The 20,907-nt window shown below is 33.7% G+C and carries 15 protein-coding genes; 8 read left to right on the forward strand and 7 right to left on the reverse strand.

The features are described from left to right. A complete protein-coding gene (locus tag GQR94_RS05125) occupies positions 1 to 1,566 on the forward strand; it encodes a YdiU family protein (RefSeq protein ID WP_158974462.1) in 1,566 nt (521 codons plus the stop codon). 53 nt (positions 1,567 to 1,619) lie between these two features. Here GQR94_RS05125 and GQR94_RS05130 read toward each other — a convergent pair whose 3' ends face one another. Then, complete coding sequence (locus GQR94_RS05130; RefSeq protein WP_158974463.1) at positions 1,620 to 3,737, reverse strand: carboxy terminal-processing peptidase; 2,118 nt, start codon at positions 3,735 to 3,737, stop codon at positions 1,620 to 1,622. A 180-nt stretch (positions 3,738 to 3,917) separates the two neighbouring features. Between GQR94_RS05130 and surE the strand changes: the two genes are divergently transcribed. The 5 genes from surE to GQR94_RS05155 all read left to right on the forward strand — a co-directional run bounded on the left by surE (position 3,918) and on the right by GQR94_RS05155 (position 8,861). Continuing rightward, complete coding sequence (surE, locus tag GQR94_RS05135; RefSeq protein WP_158974464.1) at positions 3,918 to 4,697, forward strand: 5'/3'-nucleotidase SurE; 780 nt, start codon at positions 3,918 to 3,920, stop codon at positions 4,695 to 4,697. Next, complete coding sequence (locus GQR94_RS05140) at positions 4,697 to 4,978, forward strand: hypothetical protein (RefSeq protein WP_013549728.1); 282 nt, start codon at positions 4,697 to 4,699, stop codon at positions 4,976 to 4,978. Before surE ends, GQR94_RS05140 begins: the two co-directional genes overlap by 1 nt. A 72-nt stretch (positions 4,979 to 5,050) precedes the next feature. Then, positions 5,051 to 6,169, forward strand: a complete 1,119-nt coding sequence (lpxB, locus tag GQR94_RS05145; protein ID WP_158974465.1) for a lipid-A-disaccharide synthase — start codon at positions 5,051 to 5,053, stop codon at positions 6,167 to 6,169. A gap of 93 nt (positions 6,170 to 6,262) precedes the next feature. After that, positions 6,263 to 6,829, forward strand: coding sequence for a C40 family peptidase (locus GQR94_RS05150; protein WP_199271539.1), 567 nt, complete (start codon positions 6,263 to 6,265; stop codon positions 6,827 to 6,829). A gap of 13 nt (positions 6,830 to 6,842) precedes the next feature. Beyond that, positions 6,843 to 8,861, forward strand: a complete 2,019-nt coding sequence (locus GQR94_RS05155; protein ID WP_158974466.1) for a ComEC/Rec2 family competence protein — start codon at positions 6,843 to 6,845, stop codon at positions 8,859 to 8,861. Here GQR94_RS05155 and GQR94_RS05160 read toward each other — a convergent pair. Both GQR94_RS05160 and GQR94_RS05165 read right to left on the reverse strand, forming a co-directional pair. Continuing rightward, positions 8,858 to 10,390: a peptide MFS transporter gene (locus tag GQR94_RS05160; RefSeq protein ID WP_158974467.1), complete on the reverse strand. Its 1,533-nt coding sequence runs from the start codon at positions 10,388 to 10,390 to the stop codon at positions 8,858 to 8,860. The genes GQR94_RS05155 and GQR94_RS05160 overlap by 4 nt on opposite strands. A gap of 32 nt (positions 10,391 to 10,422) precedes the next feature. Further along, positions 10,423 to 12,588, reverse strand: coding sequence for a S9 family peptidase (locus GQR94_RS05165; RefSeq protein WP_158974468.1), 2,166 nt, complete (start codon positions 12,586 to 12,588; stop codon positions 10,423 to 10,425). Positions 12,589 to 12,851: 263 nt separating this feature from the next. On the opposite strand from GQR94_RS05165, the gene GQR94_RS05170 reads away from it, so the two are divergent. Further along, on the forward strand, positions 12,852 to 14,174 hold the full coding sequence (locus GQR94_RS05170) for a hydroxymethylglutaryl-CoA reductase, degradative (RefSeq protein WP_158974469.1): 1,323 nt from the start codon (positions 12,852 to 12,854) through the stop codon (positions 14,172 to 14,174). Continuing rightward, a complete protein-coding gene (locus tag GQR94_RS05175; protein ID WP_158974470.1) occupies positions 14,171 to 15,079 on the forward strand; it encodes a GYDIA family GHMP kinase in 909 nt (302 codons plus the stop codon). Before GQR94_RS05170 ends, GQR94_RS05175 begins: the two co-directional genes overlap by 4 nt. A gap of 65 nt (positions 15,080 to 15,144) precedes the next feature. Here GQR94_RS05175 and GQR94_RS05180 read toward each other — a convergent pair whose 3' ends face one another. From GQR94_RS05180 to GQR94_RS05195, 4 genes are all read right to left on the reverse strand, one after another. Further along, positions 15,145 to 17,265, reverse strand: a complete 2,121-nt coding sequence (locus tag GQR94_RS05180; protein WP_158974471.1) for a peptidylprolyl isomerase — start codon at positions 17,263 to 17,265, stop codon at positions 15,145 to 15,147. Positions 17,266 to 17,425: 160 nt separating this feature from the next. Further along, complete coding sequence (locus GQR94_RS05185) at positions 17,426 to 18,715, reverse strand: hemolysin family protein (protein WP_158974472.1); 1,290 nt, start codon at positions 18,713 to 18,715, stop codon at positions 17,426 to 17,428. Positions 18,716 to 18,913: 198 nt separating this feature from the next. Continuing rightward, positions 18,914 to 19,528 (reverse strand): LPS export ABC transporter periplasmic protein LptC, encoded by a 615-nt coding sequence (gene lptC / locus GQR94_RS05190; protein ID WP_158974473.1) that lies wholly within the window; start codon positions 19,526 to 19,528, stop codon positions 18,914 to 18,916. A 1-nt stretch (position 19,529) separates the two neighbouring features. Continuing rightward, positions 19,530 to 20,897 (reverse strand): hypothetical protein, encoded by a 1,368-nt coding sequence (locus tag GQR94_RS05195; protein ID WP_158974474.1) that lies wholly within the window; start codon positions 20,895 to 20,897, stop codon positions 19,530 to 19,532. Positions 20,898 to 20,907: the final 10 nt, after the last annotated feature.

Below are 20,907 nucleotides of genomic sequence, written 5' to 3' on the forward strand. Positions count from 1 at the left end.
ATGAAATTTGAACTTCAAGATACATTTACTAAGGCATTACCTCAAGATCCTATTTTAGAAAATTCTAGGCGCCAAGTTAGTGGCGCATGTTTTTCTTTAGTAGCTCCTAAGAAAACAGCTCAACCAGAATTGATACATACCTCTAAAGAAATGGCTTCCGAGTTAGGTATACCTGATGAAGAACTAAAGAGCACTTCTTTTCTAGAAGTATTCACAGGGAATAAGGTTGGCGAAAATTCTCGTCCGTATGCCATGTGTTACGGGGGTCATCAATTTGGGAACTGGGCCGGACAGTTAGGAGATGGCCGCGCTATCAACCTAGGAGAGAAAGTTCAGAATAATAAACGCTGGACACTACAATTAAAAGGTGCTGGAGAAACTCCGTATTCCCGTACGGCAGATGGTTTGGCCGTATTAAGGTCTTCTATTCGAGAATACCTATGCAGTGAAGCTATGTTTCATTTAGGTGTCCCGACTACGCGTGCACTTTCTATTGCTTTAACTGGAGATCAAGTTTTACGTGATGTGCTTTATAATGGCAATCCTGATTACGAAAAAGGAGCTATTGTCACTAGAGTAGCCCCTAGTTTTTTACGCTTTGGAAATTATGAGATATTTAGCTCCAGACAAGATTACAAAACACTTACAACTCTTGTTGACTACACTATAAAAGAATTATTTCCTGAGATAGAAAACACGAACAAAGAAGGCTATATCCAGTTATTCAAAACCGTAGCCCAACGTACGTTAGCAATGATCATTCATTGGCAACGTGTAGGTTTTGTTCATGGCGTAATGAATACAGATAACATGTCTATCTTAGGCTTAACCATTGATTACGGACCTTATGGTTGGCTAGAAGGATATGATGATAATTGGACTCCCAATACAACAGACCGACAACATAAACGCTACAGATATGGAAATCAGCCAAATATTGGCTTATGGAATTTATACCAGTTAGCAAATGCCTTGTATCCATTAATTGAAGAGGCCGAACCGTTTGAAGAAATCTTAGAGCAGTACAAAAAGGACTATGCCTTAAAGTATCTAGAAATGATGAAGGCGAAAATAGGTCTTTATAGCAATGATGAAAATGACGCTGAATTACTAGGTACTTTGGAAGAAAACTTACAACTCATTGAAACAGACATGACGCTATTTTTTAGAAACTTAAACTTAATCTCTAAAAACGATAGTACAGAAAAAGCATTATCTAAAATTGAAATTGCATTTTACACTATAGCGGAATTCAAAGAAGACACATTAGAAAAATGGAAAGCATGGTTTAATCTATACCTAAAGCGGTTACAGCAAGAACATCTAAACGATGCGGAACGCGTAGTTAAGATGAATACTACCAATCCAAAATATGTATTACGAAACTATATGGCACAGATGGCCATTGATAAAGCTGATGAAAAAGATTACAGCTTAGTTGATGAACTCTACATGCTATTAAAAAAGCCTTATGACGAACAACCCGAATTTGAAAAATGGTTTGTAAAAAGACCGGAATGGGCTCGTAATAAAGTAGGCTGCTCTATGTTATCCTGCAGTTCTTAAAATAAAAAGGCCGTTCAAAATGAACGGCCTTTTTATTATTTCTTATAGTATAATTATCCTTTAACACTTGCCAATTTACCTGCTTTTAAAGAATTACCTTTTAGATCTTCCAAAACATTTACTGCTTCTTCTACATAAACATCTTTTACGAGATCTTCATGCCAACGCTTACGCTTTTGTCTTAAGACAGAATCTTTAGTAAATAAACTTTCTTCATACTTCAAAGATTCAAAAGTTAATTTAGAATCGTAATCAGATAGTGTTTTAAAGTATTTAGACTTTTCTATACTCTTAGCCTCATCTTCTTTATAATCTATATAATTTAAAGAGACAACATTCTCATTTTGCTGTTCTTTTAACCATTTTGCATTCTCCTCAATCAATTTTATTTGAGGATTTTTTGCCATACGTTTGTTACTGTTTGCTATTGTAGATTCATAATCTATATGACCATCCCAAGGCGTATAATCTGCAGGTGATATTTTATCCCAACCAAGTGGATTTTGCTGATCACGTTCTCCTAAATCTATATAACTGTATTTGTCTGGAACCACAACATCAGATTTTACACCTTCTAGTTGAGTAGAACCACCATTTATTCTATAAAATTTTTGAGTCGTTAATTTAATAGCTCCTAAATCACCATGCTCATTACTACGAACAATACGATCTAAAGGAATTACATTCTGCACTGTTCCTTTACCAAAGGTCTGTTTACTCCCAATAACAACTGCTCTTTTATAATCCTGCATGGCAGCCGCTAAAATCTCAGAAGCAGAAGCAGATAATTCATTTACTAAAATTACCAAAGGTCCATCCCATTGAATACGATCATCAATATCATCGTGAACTTCTTTCTGATCATCATTAGAACGCACTTGAACTATTGGTCCGTTTTTGATAAACAAACCAGCCATTTCAACAACAGTTTTTAATGATCCTCCACCGTTATCTCTTAAGTCTAAAATCAATCCTTCTGCACCTTCTTCTTTTAAACGCTCTACTTCTTTAGCTACATCAGATGCTGCATTTCTTTCTCCTTCATAATCATCAAAACTCACATAAAATTGCGGTAAATTAATAATTCCGAATTTTTCATTTCCTTTTATAATGTTAGCAGACTTAGCAAACGTTTCTTCAATTTCCACAACGTCTCTAGTTATTGAAATAACTTCCGTTGTACCATCTACTTTACGCATTGTTAAATCTACGACAGTTCCTTTAGCACCTTTTATTAACTTTATGGCATCATCTAATCGCATTTCAACAATATTAACAGGAGTACCGCCATGTTGACCTACTTTAATGATTTCATCGCCAACTTCAATCTGACGATCTCTCCAAACTGGACCACCAGAAATAATTTCTACGATTTTAACACCATCTTGTTTTTTCTGTAATCGTGCACCAATACCCTCAAATTTACCAGACATTCTAGTATCAAACTTTTCTTTTTCTTCTGGTGCAAAGTAATAGGTGTGCGGATCAAATTCTTCTACAATAGTATTGATGTATTGTACAAACCAATCTTTACGTTCTAAATCTGAAACAAAATCGAAAAACTCATCCAATGTTTCTTCCGTATCGACACGCGCTTCTTTTTCTGCCTCTTTTAAATTTATTTTTTTCTTGTTGTCTTTTTCAGCGATCTTAATTTTTGAGTCATAATTACCCAAAGTTGCATATTTAAGTTGCTTTCTCCAGCGTTCTTTTAGATCTGCTCTTGAAGCAACAAAAGTTTGCTTTTCGTAATCCATATCAATATTCTCTTTTGCAGAATAATCAAAAGGATCTTCAAGGACTTCTTTATAGATTCCTTTTGCATCTTTCATACGAATCATTAAACGTTCGTAAACTGCATTGAAAAAAGTAATATCCGTATTTTTTATCTGATCATCAATCTGAAATTTATACTGCTCAAAGTCTTTTACATCGCTTTCTAAAAAATATCTTTTAGTAGGATCTAATCCATTGATAAAATCTTCAAAAACTTCAACTGAGAAATCATCGTCTATATTTTTAGGGTCATAATGCCCTTTTTCCAAAACATAGGTAATAAGGTCTAATAAAAGTTTATCCTTATCGTCATTTTCGAATGATTTATTTGTAAAACTGCACGATGCTACCGCAAATAGCATCATTAAAAGTGCGTAGGCTAATTTATTCTTCATCTACTTATTTTTTTGTCAATCTAAGCATTATTATCACTGTCTTGCTCTAATACCTATTGAATTCTCTAAGATACTGAAAAAACCGTGCCAGTATAATATTGGCAATCTAAATTTTTTGTTAAACAGTTTGTCGGTCATATCTTAATGAAAAACGTATTTTTACGCTATAAATTATGTGTAATGAAAAAACCTTTGATTTTAATTACAAATGATGACGGAATTACCGCACCTGGATTGAGAGCCTTAGTAGGTTTTATGAAAGAAATAGGTGATATTGTGGTTGTAGCTCCTGATAGCCCACAATCGGGCATGGGACACGCTATCACTATTGATGATCTGCTATATTCTAAAAAAATGATTCTTGATTTAGATGACGACGAGAGCACGGAAGAATACAGTTGTAGTGGTACTCCTGCCGATTGTGTTAAATTAGCATTGCAGGAACTTTTAGATAGAAAACCTGATTTATGTGTCAGCGGAATTAACCACGGTTCTAATTCTTCTATCAATGTAATCTATTCTGGCACCATGAGCGCTGCCATTGAGGCAGGAATTGAAGGCATACCTGCCATTGGTTTTTCATTATGTGATTACAAATGGGAGGCAGATTTTACACAAGCAAAAACACACATTCAACAAATAGTTCGTCAAGCTATAGAAAACGGAATTCCACCTAAAGTGGTATTGAACGTAAATATCCCTAAACTAGAAACAAAAGAGTTAAAAGGAATTAAAATCTGCAGGCAAGCCAGAGCTAATTGGAAAGAAAAATTTGACAAAAGAACCAGTCCTTCTGGAAAAGAGTATTACTGGCTGACCGGTGAATTTGAATTGCTTGACAAAGGTGAGGATACAGATGAATGGGCATTAGCCAATGGTTTTGTTTCTGTAGTACCTACGCAATTTGACTTAACCGCCCATCATGCCATCCAAACCATAAACAACTGGAAATTAAACTAATGAATAAAAAAGAAATACTTATTGGTTTTGTTGTAGGAATTATAGCAAACACTATCGGAACACTATTGTATATCATTATATTTTCAAAATTAAGCATTAAAGAAACCTATATAGCTGCCGTAACTGAGGGTCATGTAGGAAGTTTATTAGCTCTTGGCGCAGTTTTAAATTTAGTAGCCTTTTTTGGTTTTTTAAAAATAAAACGTGACTTAAGAGCAAAAGGTGTTTTAATAGCGACGCTAATAACTGCTTTATTAATTATGTATTACAAGATTTTTTAAGTGTACTCCACTCCTTGATTTCTTTAACTTTACAGAAACAAAATCTGGCTATTATTTTTAATTACTAAACAGATGAAATACTACATCATTGCAGGAGAGGCTTCAGGCGATTTACATGGCTCTAATTTAATCAAAGCTCTGAAAGAACAAGATTCAGAGGCTACTATTAGATGTTGGGGAGGAGACTTAATGCAAAAAGCTGGTGGCACTTTAGCAAAACATTACAAGGAGCTTGCCTTTATGGGATTTATTGAAGTTATTACCAACATCAATACCATCTTTAAAAACATTAGTTTCTGCAAAGAAGATATTGCATCGTTTCATCCGGATGTCATTATATTTATAGATTATTCTGGTTTTAATTTACGGATTGCAAAATGGGCAAAAAAAGCAGGTTTTAAAACCAGCTATTATATTGCTCCTCAAATTTGGGCTTCGCGAGAAGGGCGAATTGAGAAAATTAAAAGTACTATTGACGAAATGTATGTGACCTTGCCTTTCGAAAAAGAGTTCTATGAAAAAAAGCACAATTTTCCTGTAAATTTTGTGGGGCATCCGTTAATTGATGCCATTGCAAATTCGCCAAAAATTGATGCTATTGCCTTTAAGAACAAATATAATCTGGACCAACAAAAACCTATTATTGCCTTATTACCAGGAAGTAGAAAACAAGAAGTATCTAAAATGCTAGAGATTATGCTTTCTGTTACCGAAAAATTTACGGAATATCAATTTGTAATCGCTGGTGCTCCAAGTTTAGATCAAGAATTCTATCAGCCTTTTTTAAAAAAATCAAACATCAGTTTAATTCCGAATCAAACCTATGGTATTTTACAAATAGCACATGCGGCATTAGTTACTAGCGGCACTGCGACGCTAGAAACTGCATTATTTAAAGTACCACAAGTAGTTTGCTATAAAGGGAACTGGATCTCTTATCAAATTGCAAAACGAATAATAACTCTAAAATACATATCACTGGTTAATTTAATCATGAATAAGGAGGTTGTGAAAGAATTAATTCAAGATGATTTAACTACAAAAAATTTAAGTCTAGCGCTTAAGAAGATTTTAAATCCTGAAACCAGGAAAATAGTCTTAAAAAACTACGAAGAACTAGAGAGAAAGCTTGGCGGACAAGGGGCAAGTGATACCACCGCATCGTTGATTATCAGTAGTTTAAGAAAATAGAAATTGTTTTTTTACTAAAAGAACGTTAAGACATGAGAGTATCATTCATATTTATTCTTTAAATTTGAATTTAAAGTCCCATATTCTTTAACCATGAATCGCACATTTCTTTATCTTTTTTTAATTGCAATAGCTACTAGCTGTGGCGCAAAAAAAAGAACAACTAATACAGACAACAAAGAACGAAAAATTAGCGTAGCTGCCAATAAAAACGATGCTAAACCTAAGGGTGCAAATTCGTTACCTGCCGTATATTCAGAAAAACCTAGAACCAATAATATTGCTGAATCCGTGATAAGTTCTGCTCTTGAATATACAGGCACACGTTATAAATACGGAGGAACAACAAAAAAAGGTATGGATTGCTCCGGTTTATTGTATGTTGCTTTTGGCGACCAGGATATTTCAATCCCTAGAACCTCCTACGTTATTGCCGAAGAAGGAAAGGACATTAGAATAAAAGATGTTGATAAGGGTGATTTACTGTTTTTTAAGACTAGTAAAAGATCAAAAAAAATAAACCATGTGGGTCTAGTGGTTTCTGTGGATAATGATGGAATAAAATTTATACACGCTACAACTTCTAGAGGTGTTATTGTATCCTCACTAAAAGAAGGCTATTGGAACTATGCCTTTGTAAAAGCTACACGAATATTATAAAAACAAAATAGCTATGCAGTTACTAAAATTTGTGCCAATAAAATTGACACTTTTTTTAGTTGCAGGGATACTATTTGGTGCTTTTTTTGAAAGTTCTATTGCTATCCCCTTTACCCTAACATGCATTACCCTTTTCGCGTTAGCAGTTCTATTTTTAAAAACAAAACATACAAATACTCCTCTATTTGGGCTTACTGCGCTATCCTTAACATTTTTCATCGGGTACCTATCTATCACATTAGCCTACCCAACAAATAAGCCGAGTCATTACCTTAAGAGCGATAACATTATACAAAAAGAACTTCGTCTTAAGATTACGGACGTTCTAAAATCAAATACCTTCTCAGATCGGTATTACGCTGATATTATAGAAATTGATAAGAGAACAACATCTGGAAAAATAGTAGTAACCATTTCTAAAGACAGCACAACTTCCCTCCTAAAGATTGATGATGAACTGATCACCTATAATTCATTAAAAAATATTAAACCTCCTTTAAACCCGCATCAGTTTAATTATAAAAAATACCTAGAAGGATTAGGTGTCTTGGATCAGGTGTACTTAAAAAACACAGACTACATTAGTTTAGAAAAACCAAACAGAACAGTATACGGACTTGCTGCTAACTGGAGAAATACCATACTCACTAAACTTAAAAAAGAAGGTTTTACACCAGAAAACCTGAGTGTTATTCAGGCTTTATTATTAGGACAGCGAAACGATATTTCTGAAGAAACCTACGATAATTACAAAGATGCAGGAGCCATTCACATACTAGCACTTTCAGGGCTACACATTGGAGTATTACTCCTTATTCTTCAGTTCTTATTACATCCTATTGAACGTTTGATGCATGGGAAAAAAATTAAATTAATTATTATTGGAATTCTCCTATGGGGATTTGCTTTTTTGGCAGGCTTATCTGCTTCAATTGTAAGAGCTGTTACCATGTTTTCATTCCTAGCTTATGCTATGTATTTAAACCGGCCTACAAACAGCTTTAATATACTTGCGCTATCCCTTTTCTTTATTCTACTAATACAACCAAATTATCTTTTTCAAGTAGGATTTCAAATGAGTTACGCTGCAGTATTTGCTATTCTATGGATCTATCCAATGTTACAACGATTCTGGTTTCCTAAAAATAAAATCGTAAAATACTTTTGGCAGTTATTAAGTGTAAGTATTGCTGCCCAATTGGGAGTTTTACCCATTAGCTTATTTTACTTTCACCAATTCCCTGGACTCTTTTTTGTAGCCAATCTTTTAATACTTCCTTTTTTAGGCATTATTCTAGGTATTGGCATACTTGTCATTATCTTATCCCTAGCAGATATACTTCCCTCTTTTATTACAGATAGCTATAACCACATCATTAGCGCTATGAATAGCATTGTAAAATGGATTGCTAATCAAGAAGTCTTTATCTTTAAAAACATATCATTCGATACACTTCAATTACTTTTGCTTTGCACCTTAATTTTTTTAATGATTACCGCCTTAAGCAAGCCAAAATTTAAAAACTTTATTAGTTTTCTACTTGTTATTATCATCTTTCAATCCTATACTTTTATTTCACGATATACCTCTTCTAAGACCCATGAAGTTATTGTATGGCATCAGTCAAGATCTACTGGAATCATAGAAAAATCTGGAACAACTTTACACCTTTTGAGTAATGATGCCCCAAATTTTGAATACCCTCTTAAGAGTTATCAAATTGCAGAACGAATAACAGTGTTTCACACCGATTCCTTGCGCAACAGTTATAACTTAGGTTTAAAAAAAATTACGTTGATTGATAGTTTGAGCATTTATCCAACATCAAAAAATAACACCATTCTTTTAACGCAATCGCCAAAGATAAATTTAGATCGCTTAATAGATTCTTTGCAACCCATAGCCCTTATAGCTGACGGAAGTAATTATAAGAGTGCTATTGCCCTTTGGAAAGCAACTTGTGCAAAAAGAAAACTCCCTTTTCACTACACAGGCGAAAAGGGAGCTTATTATTTTAATTTGGAAAACTAGTGTACTTTACCCATTAATTTTTTAATTAGTGGTGATGCAATTAACACAATCACAGATGCTCCTAAGGCATATTTCGCAACCAAGCCAAACCCGTCTGTATATACTCCTAAGGTTTCAAAACCCCCAACATTTTTATCTGTACTTTCAATAGCCAACTGTTTCCCTATAAAACCAACAATTTGAAAGGCAAATGCTGATGCTAAAAACCAAATTCCCATCATGAAAGCAACAATTCTTTTCGGTGACAAATCGGTGATTTTAGATAAGCCTACTGGAGACATAAACAACTCCCCTACTGAAATTAAAAAATACATAACTAATAAATACGAAAACGGCACCATCCCATTTTCATCGGCACTACCACTACTCATGGAAAGAATTAAAAAACTAATCCCTGCGAAAGCAAGACCTAAACCAAATTTATAAGGCGTTCTTGGATCTAATTTTTTCCTCTTTAGATACGTAAACAACATTGAAATTGGAATAGACAAAATGATGATATACATTGAATTTAATGCGTTTGTCTGAGAAGCATCAATAAAAGTTAGATTAACATTCCGTGCTGCGAACAACGTAATAATACTTCCTGAAAGTTCATGAAAACCCCAAAATATAGTAATAAAGAATGTAAATAAGATTGCTACAATAAGTTTTTTACGTTCATCTGCCGTTGCTTCAATCAATATTTTTAATAGAAATGCCCCTATCGCAATAGCAATCACATAAAAAATTATGTTTACAATATTGTCATTTTCAAGAAAACTTCCTTTCTCTCCTAAAGCTTTATAAGAAGAAAGCAAAAAAGCGATTACTGGAACTGATGCCACGGCCAGTATAGGAATCATTAAACCTTGCTTAACCCCTAAAATTGGTTTATCTAAAATAGTTTCTGTAGGAGGTAAACCTTTATCACCAAAAATATTTTTTTTAATTCCGCTCCAGAAAGTTATTAATCCTATTAACATCCCGATACCGGCAAGACCAAAACCATAATGCCATCCATACTCTCTTCCTAGCCACCCACAAAGTAATGGCGCAGCAAAACCACCGATATTAATACCCATATAAAAGATAACAAAACCAGAATCTTTACGGATATCATCCTCTTTATAAAGAGACCCTACAAAAGTTGAAATATTTGGTTTAAAAAAGCCATTCCCAACAACAATTAACGCCAAGGCTATAAAAAATGCATAGTTGCTTTCTACTGCCAAGACAAAGTGACCGATAGCCATTAAAATTCCACCTAAAAAGATAGAATTTCGCATCCCTAATATCTTATCTGAAATACGACCACCAATTACCGTTGATGCATAGACTAATGAACCATATGAAGCATACACTGCTGCTGCTGCAAAATCTCTAGTGGTTAGTGCTGCAAAAATAACATCAACCATATAAAGGGTAAGCAACGCCCGCATCCCGTAGAAACTAAAGCGTTCCCAAAGCTCCGCAAAGAATAAATAAAATAATCCTTTAGGATGCCCAAATAACTGCGGGTCTTCGATTGGTTTAATCGTATTTTCCATATACTATATTTAGATTTTTTTGAGTAATTAGATTATAAGTTGTCTTTAATAAAATTGGTCATTTTCGTATACAAATGAAGCCTAGTATTTCCTCCGTAAATGCCGTGATTTTTATCTGGATAAATAGCCCAATCAAATTGTTTATTTGCTTGCACCAAAGCTTCTACCATACGCATAGAATTTTGCACATGTACATTGTCATCACCTGTACCGTGAACCAGCAAATATTTCCCTTCTAAAAGTTCTGGATAATTAAATGGAGAATTATCATCATAACCACTTGGATTTTCTTGTGGTGTTTGCATGTAGCGCTCTGTATATATCGTATCATAAAATGCCCAAGACGTTACTGGTGCCACCGCAATTGCCATTTCAAAGGTATCATTCCCTTTTAAAATACAATTAGTAGACATAAAACCACCATAGCTCCATCCCCAAATTCCGGTTCTATCTGCATCGATATAAGGCAGTTCACTTAACTTTTTAGCAGCAGCTATTTGATCTTCTACTTCGTATTTCCCTAATTCTTTCTGTGTAACTTTCTTAAAGTCTCTCCCTTTAAATCCTGTTCCACGACCGTCTACACAAACAACAATATATCCTTCCGATGCTAGAAGCTGGTACCAGTAATCATTTGAAGCCATCCAAGAATTGGATACGGATTGAGATCCTGGTCCACTGTATTGAAACATAAATAATGGATATTTCTTAGCAGCATCAAAATCTGCAGGTTTTATCATCCACATATTCAGTTCATTCCCATTAATAGAAAGTGAAGAAAATTCTTTCTGACTAATTTCATAACCTTCTAATTTTGAAAGCAATGCTTTATTATCCAAAATTTCTTTTACACGTTTACCGGTTAAAGCTTCGTGTAAACTGTATTCTGAAGGGGTATTCACATCTGAAAAGTTATTAATGAAATAGGTAAAATCAGCACTGAAGTCTGCATTATTCTTACCATTTTTAGTTGTAAGCTTCCGTTTATCTTTCCCTCGGCTATCTACACTGTAAACACCTCTATTAATGGAGCCATCTTCTGTAGATTGGTAATAGACTCTATCTTCATCTTGATCATAACCATAATAATTAGTTACTTCCCATGATCCTTTGGTAATCTGATTCATTAATTTACCATTTTCATTATATAAGTAAATATGATTGAAACCATCTTTCTCACTCGTCCAGATAAAACTATCATCTGCTAAAAAAGTTAAATTATCAGTAACATCGACATAAGCCGCATCTTTCTCCTCTAAAAGAACGGACACTTTATTGTTCTTAGCATTTACAGCGTAAAGCGTTAAATTATCCTGATGTCTGTTTAAGGTTTGAACACTAAGCATATTTGCATTGTTCATCCATTTAATTCGTGGAATATAATAAGACGATGGTAACGCTATTTTAGAAATTGCAGACGAGTTAACATCTAACATATGTAAGCTTACAATAGCATTATTTTCTCCTGCCTTTGGATATTTAAAAACCTGTTGTGTTTGGTATAATTCCGTTCCATAAACATCCATTGAAAATTCTGGAACATTGGTTTCATCAAATCTTAAAAAAGCAATTTTAGTTCCATCTGCGTTCCAATCAAAAGCTCTTACAAATGCAAACTCTTCTTCATATACCCAATCTGTAACCCCATTGATGATTTTATTCTTTACACCGTCTTTAGTAATCTTAGTCGTCGTATTTTTTAAAATATCATAGGTATAAATATTATTTTCAAAAACATAAGCTACTTTACTATTATCTGGTGATAATGTAGGCTCTTGAATTTTATTTTCAGAAATTTTAATGGTTTTACCCGATTTTACATCATAGATATAATAAATTCCTAATGAAGATCTTCTAAATATTGATTCTACTTCAGTTGCCAACAACACTTTACTTTCATCTGCTGTAAACTCATACGAGGTAAAATAAGGAATGTTCTTTAATTTTGCTGAATTTACTACAGTACCAACTTTAGCCAAACTAGCATAATCATAGATATCAATACTTGTTGTTCTGGCGGTCCTATCAAAATTTAATACGGTGTACTGAGTTCCGTTATTTAAAGATCTAATTTCATCTAATCCTTCTGTTCTAAATGCGCCACCCCAAATTTCTTCAAGAGTAATTGCTTTTTTTTGTGCAAACGTAAGGCTAGTCGCACTTAAAATAAAAAAGAAAATAAGCGTTAATTTTTTCATTTATGTTCCTGTTTGTTAGTATTGATACTATGAAATCCGGAGGTCAATTAGCCCTGTTTTAATACTAAAACACTTACATTATCCTACTAGATTTCTTCGATTCTCAAAATATGTTTAAAAAGACCAAGTTTAGTAATAATTTCACGTAAAAATAAACTTTTAACAAAAAATATCACAAATTGAGGGATGCCTTCAAAGATACTATTCTACTTTATCTTTTTTAGCGGTAATTAGTATCTTTGGTGTTCGAAACCAAACAAAATATGAACACTCCTATTGAAGGATTTTCCAAGCTCACAAAAGAAGAAAAGATCGCATGGTTAGCAAAAAGCTACACCACAAATTCAGACGAAACAATTTCTATTTTAAAAAGGTATTGGAACTCAGACGAAACTCTTCAAAAACTTCATGACGAATTCATTGAAAACACCATTACCAATTACTATTTACCTTTTGGTATTGCACCTAATTTTTTAATTAACGACAAGTTATACGCCATTCCTATGGCTATTGAAGAAAGTTCCGTTGTAGCTGCCGCAAGTAAAGCGGCTAAATTTTGGTTAAAGCGCGGAGGTTTTAAAGCAACTGTTATCAATACCGAAAAAGTAGGCCAGGTTCATTTCATGTATACTGGGGACTTTGAGAAATTAGAATCTTTCTTCCATTCCATAGCTCCTATGCTAAGAGAAGACGCTAAAGATATCACCAAAAATATGGAAAAACGTGGCGGTGGTATTTCCGCTATAACATTACGTAATAAAACAGACGATTTAAAAAATTACTATCAGCTCCATTGCACTTTTGAAACTTTAGACGCTATGGGGGCAAATTTTATCAACTCCTGCTTAGAGCAATTTGCCCAAACGCTCAAAAGAGAATTTCTAGAAGCACCAACATTCAAAGAACATGGTGAACAACTAGAAATTGTCATGAGTATTTTAAGCAACTATGTTCCCAATTGCTTAGTGCGAGCGGAGGTAAGTTGCCCCATAGAACAACTAAACGAAGACAAGAATATATCTGCTCAAGATTTTGCAGAAAAAATTGTAAGAGCAATACAAATTGCTAAAGTTGAACCTTATCGTGCAGTAACGCATAACAAAGGAATTATGAATGGCGTTGATGCTGTTGTTTTAGCTACAGGGAACGACTTTAGAGCTATTGAAGCGGGAGTTCATGCCTATGCCGCTAAAGATGGAAAATACAGCAGTCTAACTAACGCTAGCATTGATGATGGTATTTTTAAATTTTGGATTGATATACCACTTGTTTTAGGCACCGTAGGCGGACTAACAGGTTTACACCCCTTAGTTAAATTGGCTCTAGAAATTCTTCAAAATCCTTCTGCTAAAGACCTGATGCAAATTGTTGCAGTAGCTGGTTTAGCTCAAAATTTTGCCGCCGTACGCTCTTTAGTAACCACTGGCATTCAACAAGGTCATATGAAAATGCACTTGATGAATATTTTAAATCAATTGGGTGCTTCTGATTCTGAAAAAAAGACTTTAGTTGATCATTTCAAACACAATACAGTTACCCATAGTGCGGTAATTTCAGCATATAGCAGTTTACAAGAAAAAGGATGATTAAGAACTTTTATAGCAACGGTAAATTATTAATCACAGGAGAGTATGGTGTTTTAGATGGGGGCCTAAGTTTAGCGCTACCTACTAAATTAGGACAATCGCTAAGCGTAGTACCCAATTCTACAAATACATTGCATTGGCAAAGTATTGATCATTTAAAAAATATGTGGTTTGAGGTTACTTTTGAAATAAAAACACTCACGATCATCACAACTAATGAGCAACAAACTGCAGAAGTTTTGCAAAAAATGCTCCTAGAAGCCAAAAAGTTAAATCCGCTGTTTCTATCTGACCCAACAGGATATAAAGCGCAAACCCTATTAGACTTCCCTAGAGATTGGGGTTTAGGCTCTTCTTCTACCCTACTAAATAATATAGCACAATGGGCAACGATAAATCCATACACCCTTTTATGGAATTCATTTACTGGAAGTGGTTATGATATTGCATGCGCAAAGCACAACACACCAATTTTATACCAATTAGTCCATAAAAAACCCACAGTAACGGAAGTTGTTTTTTGCCCAGAATTTAGTGATGCGCTGTATTTTATTCACCTGAATAAAAAACAAAATAGTAGAGAAGGAATCTTAAACTACCGAAAAGCAAATTTTAATACACAGGAATTTATTTCCGAAATAAATATACTTACAAACACTCTAATTCATTGCAAAGACTTAGAACGCTTCAAAAGGGTAATTTCCAAACACGAAACACTTATTGGAAAAACCTTGAATCTAAAACCTGTAAAATCACTTTTATTTCCTGATTACGAGGGCGCAATTAAGAGTTTGGGCGCTTGGGGCGGCGATTTTATTTTAGCTGCTGGAGACCGCTCCACACCATCTTATTTTAAAGAGAAAGGTTATAAAACTGTAGTTGCTTATAAAGACATGATATTATAAATAATAACGCATAAAAAAAGGCTTCCATTGGAAGCCTTTTTTTATGATCAATTAATATTATTATATTAATAAAACATTGATCTGTTATCTTCAATTTCAGACGCTGCTTTTAAAGCTTGATATACTGAAGTATTAACTCTTGTAGCATTAGAAGCTTTTAAAGTGTTCGCAAATGTACTATAGTTATCTAATTTTGTAGCAGGTGTCTTTTTAGTAACTGTTACCATAAACACACCACTTTCACCTTCAATCAAACCAGAAGTTTTACCTTCTGCTAAAACATACGCAGTACCTGCAACAGCTGGCTCTCTACCTGCACCCGCAATCGTAGGAGATTTAACTGATATTGCTGAGGCCGTAGCTGCAGAAACATTATTATCTTTTGCAAAGGCATCAAAAGACTTGCCTTTGTTCTTATCCATAATCATAGCTGCTTTTTTCTGTTTACGTAGCGTTGGCAATACTACTGCAGAAGCATCTTCTGATGTCATTAATCCTTTTGCATATTTAGCAGTTAATCTAACTACTGCATAACCATCACTCAAATCAAAACGCTTTACATCTCCTATTTCAGAATCTGCATTAAATGCCCATTGAACAATAGAGCGTTGTGCGCCTAAACCTGGTAAGTTTTCATCCATAGGATTCAATTTATTTACAGGTCTAACCACATAGTTATCTTTCTTTGCCACCTCTTCAAATTTAGACTTATCATCTACAGTAGACATTTCAAATTTAGTAGCATCTTGGAAAAGTAAATCTATTGTCTCATCAGAAGGCTCTATTTCACGCACTAGATTTGCAACTTGATAAAGGTCTTGTTTTTCTTCTATCTTAACAATATGAAAACCAAAATCTGTTTCTACTAAACCAATTGAACCTGTACCATTATTGAAGACAAAATCATTGAATGGCTTAACCATAGCACCTTTTTGAAAGAAACCTAAATCTCCACCTCTTGGGCCAGAAGGGCCATCTGAATTTTCTTTAGCTAAATCCGCAAATACAGCACCCGATTTTTTTGCTTCCGCTAAAATTTCTTTCGCTTTCGTTTCTGCTTCTTCTTTTGTTCTAGTAACATCAGCTCCTGCACTACTAGCTCCTTCAAAAGCAATAAGTACATGACTAGCTTTCACATTTCCACCAGCGCGCTTACCTGTTAACTTAGAAACTTTAAAAGTATTTCCATCGCGGTAAGGACCATAGATTTGCCCAATATTCATTTTCACTAAAGTATCTGCTACAAGAGCAGGTAAGCTAGATTTTGGCTTATAAATAGTATCAAATTTAGTATCTGAATTTAAATCTAAAAAAGCAATATTATCAGCAGTATTTCTAAAACCTTTTATTGTTTCCGTAGTATCCTTTGCTGCATTGAACATTTCATTATCATTCAATAGTGCGGTAATCTCATCTTTAACTTTATTTTCATCAGCTAACGAAGCTTTTTCCTCAAAGTATACAAATTGTATGTCTCTACTATTATCTTGCTTAAAATCTTCTTCATGTGCTTTTACATAAGCTTCAATTTCACTTTTACTTACCGCAATAGTACTATCTGCAATAGAAGCATAAGGAACTCTTACATAGCTAATATCAAACTTATCATTTGCCAATTTGTAATCTAGCTCTCCTTCTTTTAAGGTTGTACCAACACCAGCTCTTACTAAGTTAAAATAGATTTGCTCTTTAGCAGCACGAATAATACTTTTCTCTTCCTGCAACCATTGCTGGTATCCTGCAGGGTTGTTCAATTTTAAATCTGCTATAAAATTGATGAACTTACTTTCATCAAAAACACCATTTTCATTTAAAAACTGTGGTAATTGAGAATATGTTGGGTTTGTTCTTAAGAAGTTTACTATTTGATCTTGCTCTACAACAATACCTAATTTTTCAAATTGTTGGTCTAAAACAGCGTTTCTTACATTTTGCTCGTAAACGTTATTTACAACTTGCATTGAAGAAGCATTTGCTCCATAACTTTTAGAAGCAATTTCTACTTGCTCTCTAAAACCATCAATTGAAACCTCTTCGCCATTAACTTCAGCTACTGAAGAACCTACCTTTGCACCTGAAAAAGCGTTTGTACTGAATATTCCAGAAACAACAAATGCAAATAATGCCAAACCAATGATTAAAATCAAGATGGTAGTTTTTCTTCTAATTTTATCTAAAATTGCCATATATACTATACTAATTTATATCAGGCGACGAAAATACCATTTTTCTTTGAAATACTAAAGACAAAAAAATATTAAAATAATTAGCCTTAACCTTAGTGTTATCAAGTGATTAGAATAACATGCTTTTTAAGTGATAATAATTAAATTTAAAAGACAAAAGTTAGTCTTTCATTACAATTTCTAAAGAAACCAAATCGATCTTAGTACTCGACACTTCAAGCACTGTAAACAAGAAATTATTAATTTTAATTTGCGAATCTTTATCGGGAATTTCACCAGTTTCATTTACTATTAGACCACCGAGTGTCCCATACTCATCACTCTCAGGGAGTTCTAACCTGTAATTCTCATTTATATAATCAACATCTAAACGCGCTGAGAATTTATAAAAAGTATCCGATACTTGTTCTTCAAAAAGATCTGTAGAATCATGTTCATCTTCTATTTCACCAAAAAGCTCCTCTACAATATCTTCAACAGTCATGATACCAGAGGTACCCCCATACTCATCTAATACCACAGCAATACTCTTACGTTTTTTAGTAAGACCACTTAGTATATCACTAATTAACATGGTCTCAGGAACAAATTCAACAGGCATTAAAATACTTTTTATCGTCTTTGGCTTGCTAAAAAGCTCATAAGAATGTACATAACCAATAATATTGTCTACGGTATCCTTATAAATTAAGATTTTAGAATACCCTGTATCTGAAAATCGTTTTGTTAAATTTTTAGGTGATTCATGAATCTCAACCGCTTCAATCTCTGTTCTTGGAACCATAACATCTCTAGCCTTTACCGCAGAAAACTCTAAAGCCTTTTGAAAAATTTGAATTTCAGAATCTACTTCATCTTCTTTTTCAACAGCCTCCATTTGTTCCGTGATATAGTCTCCTAATTCAATTTTACTAAATGCTAATTGCACTTCATCGCCATCTGTTTTAAAAAACACCTTTAATATGATATCGGAAATTTTGATTACAAACTCCGAGATTAATGAAAATAGAAGGTAAAATAAGTAGGCGGGTAAAGCCAATACTTTAAGAAGGCTATTTGAATATATTTGAAAAAGTACTTTAGGCAAAAATTCAGCAGTAAGCAATATTACCAAGGTAGATATCACGGTTTGCGTCAATAAACTAAAATCATGAAATAGCGTTTTTAAAATAACATTTTCAAAATCGCCAAAACTCTGAAACCACAACATTAATAAATCGCCCATATAAAAACCGTAAACAACAAGTGCTATGTTGTTACCAATTAACATGGTTGCAATAAATTTAGAAGGTTTCTTGGTTAATCTCGTAAGTACTTTGGCCAAAAAACCATCTTGTTTTTTTTCTATTTCAATATGAATTTTATTCGCTGAAATAAAAGCAATCTCCATACCTGAGAAAAAGGCAGAAAGAATTAAACAAAAAATTATTATAACAATTGAAGTTCCCAAAATTAATGATTTTGGTTTTGTTTATGTTTTTCAAATTTTTTACGATAGCTTCTTCTAAAGAAAAACATCCCTATTGAAATAATAGCAAAAAAGATAAAAAGGTAAGCGAAATTACGGTCTACATTCCAATCTGTATAAATACGATATACAGAAAAAAGTGCCACTACTAAATACAAGTACTCCGTAAACTTAAAAATCTTAACCATCTATTTCTTTATCTTTAATTATTTTGTACCCGTCTCCTGTTTTATGAGCATTCAGAATCGTAAAATCTCTACTGAAATCCATTCCCATTCCATGAATCAGTGTGCCATCTTTTTCATCAGAATACTTAAACTTTTCTTGCGTAAAAATCCACTCATTATGTTGGTCGTAGTACAACTGTGTCGTCTCTAAGCGTTTGCCATCTTGCATTTCTATCACCACGTTACCTTGTAAATCTATAACGCCAGTTCCAGAATAAATTATAGCATAATCTGACAAAATTACACTTTTATTACCGTCTTTATCAAAAAACTCAACACGTATTCCTTTTGGAAAAGTACGATGAGGAAAAGAAAGATTTTCAAAATCCTCACTAATTTCACCTGTTAGCACAGCCACCTTTTTACTTTTAGAAACCTCTTCGCTAGATAAGACTTCTTTGGCTTCGGTATATACTAACTTGTAATTTTCTGCAACTCCCTGAGGATACAAGTTTTTCTTTGCTTCTTCACCAACCCTTTCATAGTCATCAGAACAAGCAAAAAAAAGCATTGCTATGGTGTAAACCACAGCAATGCTTTTAAAATTAAATACTTTAATATTTATCATCTTATAGATTAGGCACTTTTACGCTACCACCTACCCAACAGTTAAAGGTAACAGTTTTACCTGCCATTCCTGAACTAAATATCATTTCTTTTGATGGCGCTTTAGACATGTAACTGGTTACTGCCTGATTAGATCTACCACTTAAAGAAGGATCTACTCTACCCGCTTGTCTCGCTACTTCTGCAGCTTTCCAATACATTGCTCTTTTATCAAAAGCCGTGGCACCACAATCATTAGCACTGTTAGCATATAATGTTGCTATCAATAAATATGCTTTACCATTAGAAGAATTAGCATCAATTGCTTTTTGAGCATAACTTCTAGCATTAGATCTGCTGCTTCTAGAATAACTAGTTGCAATTTTATATAATAAATCTGATTTCTTATACTTATCAGTTTCTAAATCTACAGCTTTATTAAAGTAAGAAACTGCAGAGCTCGTTTTATTAGCTTTCATTTCTAAATACCCTAAATACACATATAAATCTGCAGTTGGCTCCATTGCTAATTGCGCATCTAACAACTTCTTGAACATTGGATCGTCAGTACATTCTTTGTTGAACATTCTGTTTACCGCTCTTTTTACCCAAGTAATATCACTTTTCTTCTCTTCATAATTTTTCTCATAAAGAGGTATTAAGTTAGAACAGTCTGCTAAAGCTCCTAATTTAGAATCAATACTTCCTTCTATCTTACCATAAGTCTCAGAGTTCTGAGTACTAGCTGCTAAAATTCTCTTTTCTTTAGAAGTAATTGTACCCGCATCTTCTTTAGGTAATAATTGCTCAATACGATCTGTTAATTTTTTATTCTCAACACCTATCTGCTCCATTACATTATCATAGGTATCAAAAACTTCTTGCAAATCTTTTGCTCCCGCATTGTGCAATTCTACCAATTCCGTAAAATAGATATACAATGCTTTAGGGTTGCTAAAGTTTGCTTTATCTTCAGTAAAACCTTTATGCAACACATCATAGATTTCTTGTTCAGAACCTATTTTGTTGTCATACATAGCGATACCTTTATCTGCTGCAACACCTGCTAATGTAAAATTAGCTGGAAATTGTACCAAACTAGCATCATAAAGTCCCATTAAATCTTTAAAGAAACCTTCTTTCTCTGCTCCAGTTGCTTTTTCAATTTTGTATTTCAAAATCCTCTCACCATAAGCAAAATTTGCTTTGTGTAAACCTGGGCAGTTATCATAAACCATTTTCCATGGTGTATATGCTGCTTCGTAATTCTTAACTTTTACGTGCTCTGAGTATATAGACAGGTTTGTTGTACATTCCGGATTGTTCTGAGCCGACATTGTTCCTACAAAGCCTAAAACCGCAAGGGCTACGATGTAAAACTTCTTTTTCATATTCTAGTAT

This window comes from Cellulophaga sp. L1A9 (assembly GCF_009797025.1).
GTDB lineage: Bacteria > Bacteroidota > Bacteroidia > Flavobacteriales > Flavobacteriaceae > Cellulophaga.